General features: G+C 65.7%; 10 protein-coding genes. 2 read left to right on the plus strand and 8 right to left on the minus strand.

What is annotated here, in order from left to right; translation table 11 throughout:
• Window positions 1–10 precede the first annotated feature (10 nt).
• Window positions 11–337, minus strand: coding sequence for a ferredoxin (gene fdxA, locus QK291_RS17410; protein WP_282384023.1), 327 nt, complete (start codon window positions 335–337; stop codon window positions 11–13).
• A 167-nt stretch (window positions 338–504) separates the two neighbouring features.
• Here fdxA and QK291_RS17415 point away from each other — a divergent pair, with 167 nt between their 5' ends.
• A complete protein-coding gene (locus tag QK291_RS17415; protein WP_282384024.1) occupies window positions 505–750 on the plus strand; it encodes a hypothetical protein in 246 nt (81 codons plus the stop codon).
• Window positions 751–1,003: 253 nt separating this feature from the next.
• Here QK291_RS17415 and QK291_RS17420 read toward each other — a convergent pair whose 3' ends face one another.
• The 3 genes from QK291_RS17420 to typA all read right to left on the minus strand — a co-directional run bounded on the left by QK291_RS17420 (window position 1,004) and on the right by typA (window position 4,515).
• Window positions 1,004–1,801, minus strand: a complete 798-nt coding sequence (locus QK291_RS17420) for a type IV toxin-antitoxin system AbiEi family antitoxin domain-containing protein (RefSeq protein ID WP_282384025.1) — start codon at window positions 1,799–1,801, stop codon at window positions 1,004–1,006.
• Window positions 1,802–2,176: 375 nt separating this feature from the next.
• Window positions 2,177–2,533 (minus strand): hypothetical protein, encoded by a 357-nt coding sequence (locus QK291_RS17425; protein WP_282384027.1) that lies wholly within the window; start codon window positions 2,531–2,533, stop codon window positions 2,177–2,179.
• 53 nt (window positions 2,534–2,586) lie between these two features.
• Window positions 2,587–4,515 carry a translational GTPase TypA gene (gene typA, locus QK291_RS17430; RefSeq protein WP_282384029.1) on the minus strand — a complete coding sequence of 643 codons (1,929 nt, stop codon included), beginning with the start codon at window positions 4,513–4,515 and terminating at the stop codon, window positions 2,587–2,589.
• 269 nt (window positions 4,516–4,784) lie between these two features.
• Between typA and QK291_RS17435 the strand changes: the two genes are divergently transcribed.
• Window positions 4,785–5,678, plus strand: coding sequence for an SGNH/GDSL hydrolase family protein (locus tag QK291_RS17435; RefSeq protein ID WP_282384030.1), 894 nt, complete (start codon window positions 4,785–4,787; stop codon window positions 5,676–5,678).
• Between the two features lie 167 nt (window positions 5,679–5,845).
• Here the strand turns inward: QK291_RS17435 and QK291_RS17440 are convergent, their stop codons facing one another.
• The 4 genes from QK291_RS17440 to QK291_RS17455 form a co-directional block, all read right to left on the minus strand.
• A complete protein-coding gene (locus tag QK291_RS17440) occupies window positions 5,846–7,591 on the minus strand; it encodes an ABC transporter ATP-binding protein (RefSeq protein ID WP_282384031.1) in 1,746 nt (581 codons plus the stop codon).
• The gene (locus tag QK291_RS17445; protein WP_282384032.1) at window positions 7,588–8,580 is read right to left on the minus strand and encodes an ABC transporter permease; all 993 of its coding nucleotides are present in this window, start codon (window positions 8,578–8,580) and stop codon (window positions 7,588–7,590) included. Before QK291_RS17445 ends, QK291_RS17440 begins: the two co-directional genes overlap by 4 nt.
• A complete protein-coding gene (locus tag QK291_RS17450) occupies window positions 8,570–9,499 on the minus strand; it encodes an ABC transporter permease (protein ID WP_282384033.1) in 930 nt (309 codons plus the stop codon). The genes QK291_RS17445 and QK291_RS17450 overlap by 11 nt, the downstream gene beginning before the upstream one ends.
• 218 nt (window positions 9,500–9,717) lie before the next feature.
• Window positions 9,718–11,358: an ABC transporter substrate-binding protein gene (locus QK291_RS17455; RefSeq protein ID WP_282384034.1), complete on the minus strand. Its 1,641-nt coding sequence runs from the start codon at window positions 11,356–11,358 to the stop codon at window positions 9,718–9,720.
• Between the last annotated feature and the right edge of the window lie 63 nt (window positions 11,359–11,421).

Consider the following 11,421-nt stretch of genomic DNA (forward strand, 5'->3'; position numbering starts at 1 on the left):
ACGCGCCGCCTTAGTTCTCTTGGTTCTGCGGCGGCAGGGCGGCGATCATCGGGTGGTCGGTGTGGGTGTTGCCGACCTTCGCGGCCCCGCCCGGGGACCCCAGATCGTCGAAGAACTCCACGTTGGCCTTGTAGTAGTCGGCCCATTCCTCAGGGGTGTCATCCTCGTAGTAGATCGCCTCGACGGGGCAGACCGGCTCGCAGGCCCCGCAGTCCACACACTCGTCGGGGTGGATGTACAGGGAACGCTCACCCTCGTAGATGCAATCGACGGGGCACTCTTCAATACATGCCTTGTCCTTGACATCTACACACGGCTGCGCGATTACGTACGTCACGTCCCTGGCCTCTCCACGTTGGTTCCGGCGAGTGCCGGATCACTGCTCCCGGCCTGAGCGCCGGGCTGCTGACTCTTGAGCCTATTATCTCCCAGCCGGTTCCCGCGAACCTAGCCGGGCGTCACACGGGTCCGCACTCTGGAATCCAACCGATCTAGGATGAACGGGTGAGTTCCTCCAAGCCGTCGCCCCAAGAGTTCCTGGCAGCCGCCGAGCCCGGCACCAGGGTGGTGGTCAGGTATCGGATTGAGGGCGGGCTGACGGACGCCCTGGGCGAACTGGTCGCGCGCACCCAGGACGGCTGCACGATCCGCACCCGGGGCTCCGACGTCGTAATCCCGCTGCCGCTCGTGGTGGCCGCCAAGCAGGTTCCGCCGCCGCCGCCCCGCCGCGCCCCGCGCCAGCAGCCCTGAGCACCCCCGGCCCGGTCCAGCAACCCTGCGCCCGCCCGCGGGCAACCCAGACTGCCTGGCACCTCCCCCGCCCGGTGGACATGCCCTCCCCCGGCCTCGGCCAATGGACATATGGCCACTATGTCCATTGGCGGCCGCACCCCCTGGACATGCCCCGGGTTCCGATGGGCGAATGTGGGACATGTCCAGCCGTAGCTGTGAACGCTGGACTGGTGCATAGGTGTCAACCGCGCTCCGGAGGACATGTCCAGCGCTAGGCCGCAGCGGAGATGCTGTTGAGGGCGTCGCGGACCATCGCGATGAACTCATCGGGCCGGTTCAGGAGCAGCGGATAGCTGACCACCAGCGTCGGGATGCCGAGCCGGGTCGTGACGTTCCAGCGGCGCCGGTCCTCCTCGAAGCTTGTCCGGTCCATGTGGAAGGCTGCCCCGTCGGTCTCAATGCCGAGCCTGCCGTCGACCATGAGGTCCAGGTGGCCCATGCCGGGGATGTTGACCTGGGACTCCACATGGAACCCTGCCCGCCGGAGCCAGTACCGGGCGATGCACTCCATGATGGACTGCGACTGCGGGACGATCCCGCCCACCAGCCGGCGCTCCCTCGCGTCGTTGCGCCCGGCCAGCCGCTGCCGCAGCCCCAGGAGGCTTAAGCCTTTGACGACGACGGCGGATTCGGCAATGACGAGGCCGTCCAGTTCCGGCAGGCATCGAAGGCTTTGAACAACAGTGTCCAGCAGGGTGGGCGGGGCGGCGGAACGGTGGCAAATGAAGCCCGGATAGGGGCGGCTGTGGGTGATCGCAATATGAGGTTGCCCGGGCGGTTCGATCACCCAGAGGCCCCGGAAATGCGCCGCTGTGGCGCACGCGGGTTCGGCGGGTAGCGACCGGATGGCGACGAGCTGCGCATCAGCGCCGGGGACCGCGTACACGCCGCGGGCCACCCGGGAGACGGAGCCGCGGGACAGGGCCGCCTTGAGCTGGAAATCCGAGACGCCCGCGGCAGCGAGATGTTTGGCGCGGGCGACGCCGTCGTAGTTTGAAAGTACTTCCATGACATTGACCATGCGGACATCGTGCCCCGAGGCCCCGGGCCCGAACAGGGCCGAAACCCGCTATGTGCAAAAGAGCATGCTCTGCGGACCGTGCCGGGCGGGGAGATGTTCCGCGTCCAGAATGGTCATGTCCCTGGTCAGCGGTGGTCATGAGCGCGGGCAGCCGCAGGGAATGGACATGTACCAAGCTGCGGGCGGAGCGAAGAATGGGCATGTCCCCCGGCGCGCGCAGCGGATGGACATAGAGCCGTTATGCCCACGCTTAGCCGCGGAGAATGGGCATGTCCCCGGGTGCGGAGCGCGAAGGCTGGGCATGTCCCCCTGGAGCGGGGGCGGATGGGCTGCTGGGCGGTTGGCGGGGCGGAGGCTGTGCGCCTAAGCCGCGGCCGGGCGGTAGCGCCGGCACCAGGCCAGCATGCCAACGGTGACGGCCGCGATGCCGTAGATCCAGAGGTTCCCGGCCAGGTCGCCGACGATCAGGCGCTTGCCGTTCTCCAGGGTGGACCACCAGCCGGCCAGCGCGTAGCAGAGCGCGCCGCAGACCGCCGTCGGAAGCGCGGAACGGAACGCTGCGCCGAGCCACAGCTCGACCGCGCCCAGCAGCACCAGCGCGGCGGCGGCACCCCACGGCACCTCGACGCCCGCGGCCAGGGTGTCCTGCCCGTGCAGCATCGTGCCGGCGAGGGCAACAAAAAGAGCTGCCGGCACGGCGGCGGCAATACCGCCTGCCATGCCGGCAGCTCTCCTATTCACAAACGATCCGGGGATTCAGCAGAACGCGGAACCTAGACCTTCGCGCGGGCGCGGTTGGACTTGGCGCGCTGGTTGACGTCCAGGATGAGCTTCCGGATCCGGATGGATTCCGGGGTGACCTCGACGCACTCGTCTTCACGGGCGAATTCGAGCGACTCTTCGAGGGTCAGGTCGCGCGGCGGCGTCAGGTTCTCGAAGGTGTCGGAGGAAGCGGCACGCATGTTGGTGAGCTTCTTTTCCTTGGTGATGTTGACGTCCATGTCGTCGGCGCGGGAGTTCTCGCCGACGATCTGGCCCTCGTAGACCTCGGAGGTGGGGCGGACGAAGAAGGATCCGCGTTCCTGCAGGTTGATCATGGCGAACGGCGTCACAACACCGGCGCGGTCGGCGATCATCGAACCGTTGGTGCGGTATTCGATCGGGCCGGCCCAGGACTCGTAGCCCTCGGAGATGGACGCTGCGATGCCGGCGCCGCGGGTGTCCGTGAGGAACTTGGTGCGGAAACCGATCAGGCCACGGGCCGGAACGATGAACTCCATGCGGCACCAGCCGGTGCCGTGGTTCGCCATGTTGGTCATGCGGCCCTTGCGGGCAGCCATGAGCTGGGTGACGGCGCCGAGGTACTCTTCCGGCACGTCGATGGTCATGTGCTCCATCGGCTCGTGGACCTTGCCGTCGACGAGCCTGGTGACAACCTGCGGCTTGCCGACGGTCAGCTCGAAGCCTTCGCGGCGCATCTGCTCGACCAGGATGGCCAGCGCGAGCTCGCCACGTCCCTGGACTTCCCAGGCGTCGGGGCGCTCGGTCGGGAGCACCTTGATGGAGACGTTACCGATCAGTTCCTTGTCCAGGCGGTCCTTGACCTGGCGGGCCGTGACCTTGGCGCCCTTGACCCGGCCGGCGAGCGGCGAGGTGTTGATACCGATGGTCATGGAGATGGCCGGATCGTCAACGGTGATCAGCGGCAGCGGCTGCGGGTTGTCGACATCGGTCAGCGTCTCACCGATGGTGATTTCCTCGATACCGGCGACGGCGACGATCTCGCCGGGGCCGGCGGACTCGGTCGGGACGCGGTCCAGCGCCTTGGTGGCCAGCAGTTCGGTGATCTTGACGTTCTTCAGCTCACCGTTGGCGCGGGCCCAGGCAACGGTCTGGCCCTTGCGCAGGGTGCCGTTGTAGATACGCAGCAGCGCCAGGCGGCCGAGGAACGGGGAGGCGTCCAGGTTGGTGACGTGCGCCTGCAGGACCCCGTTCGGGTTGTACGTCGGCGCCGGGATGTGCTCGATGATGGCCTGGAACAGCGGCTCGAGGTCCTCGTTCTCCGGGGCGGAGCCGTCGGCGGGCTGCTCGAGGGAGGCGCGGCCGACCTTGGCGGCGGCGTAGACGACCGGGACGTTGAGGATCTTGTCCAGGTCGAGGTCCGGAACTTCGTCGGCGAGGTCGGAGGCCAGGCCCAGGAGCAGGTCCATGGACTCGTGCACAACCTCGTCGATCCGGGCGTCAGGACGGTCGGTCTTGTTGACCAGCAGGATCACCGGCAGGTGAGCGGCGAGGGCCTTGCGGAGGACGAAGCGGGTCTGGGGCAGCGGGCCCTCAGAGGCGTCAACGAGGAGGACAACGCCGTCGACCATGGACAGGCCGCGCTCGACCTCGCCACCGAAGTCGGCGTGGCCGGGGGTGTCAATGACGTTGATGGTGATGGTCTCGCCCTTGGAGGACGGTCCGTTGTAGGCCACCGTGGTGTTCTTGGCCAGGATGGTGATGCCCTTTTCACGCTCGAGGTCACCGGAGTCCATGACCCGGTCTTCGAGGTGGTTGTGGGCGGCAAAGGAGTTGGTCTGCTTGAGCATGGCGTCGACCAGTGTGGTCTTGCCGTGGTCAACGTGGGCCACGATCGCGACGTTGCGCAGGTCACTGCGCGATGCAGTGGCTACCGCGGTGTTGGTGGTGGTTTCAGACATGCGTTATTGCTCGATTCAGTGGTGAAGTCAGCTGTTGTATCGCGACATTTCCAACCGGAACGCACGACGGATACGCCCCTTTGGCACAGGGCACCTTCATCCATTCTAAACGCTAAGGCATTTATTGGCCTAAAATCCCTCATTCGCGGCATCCCGGCCGGGTAGTCAGGACGGGAGATCGGCGCACCCGGTGTGAGTAAAGTCACTGGATTTTCCGGCCACCATGCCCCATCATTGCTCTGACAGCAGCAGCCAGTTCGGAGACATCAATGCGCACCGCCTCGGCACTGTCCCGCTTGGCCGCACCGATAATTGTCGCAGGCATCCTGCTTGCCGGCTGCGGACAGACACCCCCCACCCGCACTTCCGACGTCGGCGCCGCCCCGGCCGCCGGCCTCCACGGCCAGACTGCTCCCGCACCCGCCGGGGCTGAGGGCGATCGGCTGGCAGCGGGCACCAACGGCACCCTGAACCTGGCCCAGGCGACGCCGGGAAGCCTCCCGGCAGGCAGCATTTACCGGAATCCCGCCAACGGCCGCAACGAGGTGGTCGTGGAGGACATCGCCCGGACGGCCGTGCTGATCGGTGATTCCCAGTCGGAACCCACGTTTTCCTGGCCCCGGACGGCACTGGCCAGCCTGGGCTACGAGGTCCACTTCTGCGGCCGGGGCGGCACCGGCTTCGTCGCTTCCAACGGCACGACCGGCAACTACATCGACGCCCTGCAGCGCGGCGACTGGCTGCTCCCCTACGGTTCGCCGCCCCTGGTTGTGATCGAGGGCGGCGGCAACGACGCCTCCCGCGGCGCAACCGACCAGCAGATCTCAGAGAACGCCGAGCGGCTGATCGCCAGCGTGCGGCAGCGCTACCCCGCGGCGCGGCTGGCCATGGTGGGGACCCTCGCCCGCGGTGCCGCCGACGGCGGCGGTCGCCGCACCGAGGTGGACGCGCTGCTGGGCACGGTGGCGGCCAGGAATTCCATGTCCTTTGTCAGCGTCGGCGACTGGCTGACGCGCTACGACCTGACGAAATCCATGGCCGACGGCGTCCACATGAGTCCCGGGGGCCACGCCGCACTGGCCGGCCTGCTGGCCCGGAAGCTGGACGAACTCGGCCTACGGACTCCGGGGCCCGTTCCGGCGGACTCCGCGGCAACCCCCTGAGCGGCGCCTGCGCCGCCCAAGTTCCCTAATCGCCCAAGTCCGTAGCCGCCCAAGTTACGTGGCCGCCCGCATTCCCTAACCGCCCGCGTTCCTTAAACGAAAAGAGCCGGCGCCCGCCCCGAGGGGCGGACACCGGCTCCGGTGTCTTTCAGTTCAGTTCAAACGGCTCAGGCAACTTCCGGGGGCAGCATCAGGCGCGCACCCGGGATGGCGTTGAGCAGCGCCTTGGTGTAGTCCTGCTGCGGCGCGTCGAAGACGTCGTCGGTGGAACCCGTTTCCACCAGCTTGCCCTGCTCCATGACGCACACGTGGTCGGCGATTTGCCGGACCACCGCGAGGTCGTGGGTGATGAACAGGTAGGTCAGGCCCAACCGGGACTGCAGTTCCGCGAGCAGGTTCAGCACCTGCGCCTGGACCAGGACATCCAGGGCGGACACGGCCTCATCGCAGATGATCACCTCGGGATCCAGGGCCAGGGCCCGCGCGATCGCGACGCGCTGGCGCTGGCCGCCCGAGAGCTCGTTCGGGTACCGCTGCATGGTGGACTGCGGCAGCGACACCTGGTCCAGCAGTTCGCGGACCTTCTTCTCGCGGCTGGCCTTGTCCCCGATCTTATGGGTCCGCAGCGGCTCCTCGATGGTCCGGAAGATGTTGTACATCGGATCCAGGGAACCGTAGGGGTCCTGGAAGATCGGCTGCACCCGGCGGCGGAAAGCGAAGATCTCCCTGCTGTTCAGCGTCGAGGTGTCAACGCCGTCGAAGATGATCTTGCCGGAGGTGGGCGTCAGGAGGTTGAGGACCATCTGCGCCACGGTGGACTTGCCGGAACCCGACTCGCCCACGATGGCCGTCGTGGTCCCCCGCTTGACGCTGAAGGAGACGTCGTCGACGGCGCTGAAGTCCGTCGACTTGCCGAACCCGGAACGCAGCTTGAAGACCTTGCTCAGGTTCTGGATCTGCAGCACGTCTTCAGCAACCGCGGGACCTGCGGCTGTGGCGTCGGCGGGGGCCAGCAACTCGTCCGATTCGACGCCCAGTTCCTTGGCGACCTGGATGCGTCGGGATGCCAGCGACGGCGCCGAGGCCACCAGGCGCTGCGTGTAGGGGTGCTGCGGGTTCTGCAGCAGCTCCAGTGACGGCCCCGATTCCACCACCTGCCCGCGGTACATCACGACGACCTTATCCGCCCGTTCGGCGGCCAGGCCGAGGTCGTGGGTGATCAGCAGCACGGCGGTGCCGAGCTCAGTGGTCATCTTGTCCAGGTGGTCGAGGATCTGCCGCTGAACCGTGACGTCCAGTGCGGATGTCGGCTCGTCGGCGATCAGCAGGCGCGGCTGGCAGGAGAGCCCGATGGCGATCAGCGCGCGCTGGCGCATGCCGCCGGAGAACTCATGCGGATACTGCTTGGCCCGCCGCGCGGCGTCAGGCAACCCCGCCTGGGAGAGAACCGTGGCGACGTCGTCCGGTCCGCTGGGAAGTCCGTTGGCCTTCAGCGTCTCCTTGACCTGGTCGCCGATCTTCCACACCGGGTTCAGGTTGGACATCGGGTCCTGAGGGACCATGCCGATGCTGTTTCCGCGGAGTTCGATCATCCGCTTCTCGCCGGCATTGGCAATGTCTTCACCGTCAAACAGGATTTGCCCGGCCGAGACGCGGCCGTTGCCCGGAAGCAGCCCGATGGCGGCCAGCGCCGTGGTCGATTTGCCCGAACCGGACTCGCCCACGATTGCCACGGTCTCGCCCGGCATGATGGTCAGGTGCGCGTTCCGCACGGCCTGGACGGCGCCGTTGCTGGTGGCGAAGGTGATCGCCAGGTCCTTGATTTCAAGCAGCGGGCGCACGGCGGCAAAGCCCGCTTCCTGGATTTCAGCTTCCTGGATTTCAACAGAGGCGTTCAAGGTGTCCCCTTTCATCGCTTGCGCGCTTTGGGATCGAGGGCATCACGCAAGGCATCGCCCAGCATGATGAAGCTCAGGACGGTAATGGACAGCGCGATTGCCGGGTAGAGCAACGGCATCGGGTTCGACCGGAGCGAGGCCTGCGCTGCCTGGATGTCATTGCCCCACGACATCACGCTCGGCGGCAGGCCGATGCCGAGGAAGGACAGCGTGGATTCGGCCACGATGAACGTGCCAAGCGAGATGGTGGCGACGACGATGATCGGAGCCAGCGAGTTCGGCATGACGTGGCGCATGAGGGCGCCAAACTTGGAGACACCCAGCGACCGGGCGGCGGTGACGAAGTCGGCATTGCGGACCTCGATCACAGCGCCGCGGGTGATGCGGGCGATCTGCGGCCAGCCGAAGGTGACGAGTATCACCACCAAGGTCCAGACCGTCCGGTTGGTGCGGAACATCGGCAGCTGCATCAGCACAATGGCCCCAAGAATCAGCGGCAGCGCAAAGAAGATGTCGTTGATGCGCGCCAGGATGGCGTCCACCCAGCCGCCGTAGTAACCAGCCACGGCACCCATGACGCCGCCGATCAGGAGCACGCCGAGGGTGGTGAAAAGGCCCACCGTCACCGATGAGCGCGTCCCGAAGATAACACGAGCATAGACGTCGCAGCCCTGCTGGGTGAAGCCCAGCGGATGCCCGTCGGCGGGTCCCGCGTCCGAGTTCGCCAGCTGGCAGGCCTCGGAAGAGGGATCGATTCCGGAGAACAGCCCCGGGAACAGCGACACTGCCGCCACAGCGAGGATCAGGACAGCCGATATCAGGAACAGCGGCTGTTTGCGCAGATTCCTCCACGCCTCGCCCCAAAGACTCAGGGGCGCTTTATCCTCCTTGACGCGGTCGGTCGCCTGGAGGGGCGTCTCGGCGAGATCTGCAACGAAATGCTCATTGTGGCGCTCCGCAATAGCGGCGGCACTGTGCTTTGAGTCGTTCACATCAGGAGTCATAGCGGATCCTCGGGTCAAGCCAGGCGTAAAGCAGGTCAACGAGCAGGTTGGAAAGGCAGTAGATCAGCACCAGGACGGTAACGATCGAGACCACCGTCGGGCCTTCCCCTGACAGGACGGCCCGGTAGAGACGGTTGCCGACCCCCGGAATGTTGAAAATTCCTTCGGTGACGATCGCGCCGCCCATCAGGGCGCCGAGATCCGCGCCGAGGAACGTGATGACGGGGATCAGGGAGTTGCGCAGTATGTGCACGCGGACGACTTTGAAACGGGACAAGCCCTTGGCCGATGCGGTACGCACGTAGTCGGCGCTCATGTTCTCGAGCACGCTGGTCCGGGTCAGCCGCAGGACATAGGCGAAGGAGCCCAGGCCCAGGACGATGGCCGGCAGGATCAGGTCCTGGACGGTCGCGGCCGAGCTGACCGTGGGTTTGGCCCAAGCCAGCTGGACGCCGATGAAGTACTGCAGCAGGAAGCCGAGCACGAAGATCGGGATGCCGATGACAATCAGCGACGCCACGAGGACCGTAGCGTCGAACAGTTTGCCCTTGCGCAGGCCTGCGATCAGGCCAAAAAGGATGCCGAAGAAGGCCTCAAAGATCAGTGCCATGATTGCGAGCCGCGCGGTAACGGGGAAGACCTCGCCGAGCACTGCGGCGATCGGGCGGCCCGAGAAGTCCTGGCCGAGGTCAAAGGTGAAGATGCTCTTCAGGTAGAGCAGGTACTGGACCCAGAACGGCTGGTCCAAGTGGTACTGGACCCGGAGTTGGGCGGCCACGGCTTCGTTTACCGGCTTGTCGCCGAACAGCGCCACGATGGGGTCGCCGGGGAGGCTGAAGACCAGGAAGTAGACGAGCAGGGTTGCGCCCAGGAATACGGGAATCAGCTGGAGGAACCGCTTAAGGATGTAGGTCGTCATGGGCGGACTACACCCCCGGAAGCAGCCATCCTGTCCAGGGATGCGGTGGAGTTGTTCATCAAAGAACCTTTTCACTATTGTTGCGGGCCGACGCCGGTTCACTCACGGCAGGCGGCCGACGAAAAGTTCGCCCGAAGAGCCGGGCCGTCAAGAAATGCAGGGAAGGCACAACGACGGCGGAGGCCCCAGTCTGGGCAGCCCCCGCCGTCGTGATGCAGTTACTTGCCGGTTACGTTGTAGTACAGCGGGACGCCGTCCCAGCCGTAGTCAACGTTGCTGACCTTGTCGCTCCAGCCGCCCTGGGCAACCTGGTACCACAGGGGGATGGCCGGCAGGTCCTGGAGAAGAATCTCCTGGGCCTTGTTCATGGCCTTGTTGCCATCAGCCACGGTCGAGGCGTTCAGGCCGTCGGAGACCGCCTTGTCGAACTCCGGGTTCGCGTAATTGGCGTCGTTGGAGCCGGCACCGGTCTTGTAGATCGGGCCGAGGAAGTTGTATAGCGACGGGTAGTCTGCCTGCCAGCCGGCGCGGATGGAGCCGGTCAGTGTCTTGGCGGTCGCGTCGTTGCGGGCTTCCTTGAAGGTTGCGTAGGGCTTGCCCTCAACCTTGATGCCAAGCGTGTTCTTGAGCTGGTTCACTACAGCTTCGACCCATGCCTTGTGTCCGCCCTTGTCGGCGTTGTAAGCAATGGTGAACGTCGCGTTGGAGTCCCACTTCTGGATGGCGTCGGCCTTGGACCAGGCTTCCTTTGCCTTGGTAGCGTCGAACTTCAGGTTCTCGGATCCGGGGATCGAGTCGCTGTAGCCGTCGAGTACGGGGGCCGTGAAGTCCTTGGCGGGCTGGCGGGCGCCGCTGAAGATGACCTTGGTGATCTCGTCGCGGTTGATCGCCATGGAGATGGCCTGGCGGCGCAGCTTGCCGGCCTCACCGCTCCATTCCGGCAGGTACTCCGGGATGGCGATGGTCTGGTTGCCCGCGTACGGCTTGTTGATAGTGCGTTCGCCGAGGTCGGTCTTGAAGTTCTTCAGTGCGCTCGTGGGGATGGTCTGCAGGATGTCCAGGTTGTTGGCCAGCAGGTCCTGATATGCGGCGTCGTCGTTCTGGAAGATCTTGAACGTCACGCCGGCGTTCTTGGCTTTGCGGGGACCGTTGTAGTCCGGGTTCGGGACAAGCTGGATCTGCACGTTGTGCTGCCAGCCGCCGTCGGCAAGCTTGTAGGGGCCATTGCCGACCGGCTTCTCGCCGAAGCCCTTCGGATCCGCGAGTGCGCCGGAGGGAACCGGCACGAAAGCGGTGTAGCCCAGGCGCAGCGGCCAGTCCGACTCAGGCTGTTTCAGTTCGACAGTGAACGTCTGGTCGTCAACGACCTTCAGGCCGGACATGGTGGTGACGGTGGAGCCTTCTGCGCTGGCCTCGTCGTAGCCCAGGATGCTTTCGAAGAATCCGCCGCTGAGCTGCGCGTTCTTGGCCGCTGCACCGAAGTTCCAGGAATCCACGAAGGACTTGGCCGTGATGGCCTCCCCGTTGGTGAACTTCTGGTCCTTCTTGACCTTGATGGTGAAGTTCTGGCCATCCTTGCCTTCAATGGAGTCGGCCAGTTCGTTGACGGGCTTGCCGCTGGGGTCGTAGCTGACGAGGCCCGCGAAGATCATGTCGATGACCTTGCCGCCGCCGACCTCGTTGGTGTCGGCCGGCATCAGCGGGCGCTGGGGCTCGGAGCCGTCGGCAAGGATGATTTTGCTGGTGTCGCCACCCGTGGTGCCGCTGCCGGCGGCGTTACCGCCGGCGCCGCATCCGGTCAGGGCGAGAGCGGCGATGGCCACCATGCCCAGTGCTTTGGAAGTGCGCGAAAAACGCATTCCGCCTCCTAACCCCGATTTTTCATGATGCTCGTTGATGGCCGCTGATTTGTGGCCGCGGCT

This window comes from Arthrobacter sp. AL12, from assembly GCF_029960645.1.
In the GTDB taxonomy this organism is placed as follows: Bacteria; Actinomycetota; Actinomycetes; order Actinomycetales; family Micrococcaceae; genus Arthrobacter.

Coding starts and splice junctions, on each gene's coding strand:
- QK291_RS17450 (WP_282384033.1), bottom strand. CDS start 9,499: ATGACGACCTACATCCTTAAGCGGTTCCTCCAGCTGATTCCCGTATTC.
- QK291_RS17425 (WP_282384027.1), bottom strand. CDS start 2,533: ATGGCAGGCGGTATTGCCGCCGCCGTGCCGGCAGCTCTTTTTGTTGCC.
- QK291_RS17440 (WP_282384031.1), bottom strand. CDS start 7,591: ATGAAAGGGGACACCTTGAACGCCTCTGTTGAAATCCAGGAAGCTGAA.
- QK291_RS17435 (WP_282384030.1), top strand. CDS start 4,785: ATGCGCACCGCCTCGGCACTGTCCCGCTTGGCCGCACCGATAATTGTC.
- QK291_RS17455 (WP_282384034.1), bottom strand. CDS start 11,358: ATGCGTTTTTCGCGCACTTCCAAAGCACTGGGCATGGTGGCCATCGCC.
- QK291_RS17445 (WP_282384032.1), bottom strand. CDS start 8,580: ATGACTCCTGATGTGAACGACTCAAAGCACAGTGCCGCCGCTATTGCG.
- typA (WP_282384029.1), bottom strand. CDS start 4,515: ATGTCTGAAACCACCACCAACACCGCGGTAGCCACTGCATCGCGCAGT.
- QK291_RS17420 (WP_282384025.1), bottom strand. CDS start 1,801: ATGGAAGTACTTTCAAACTACGACGGCGTCGCCCGCGCCAAACATCTC.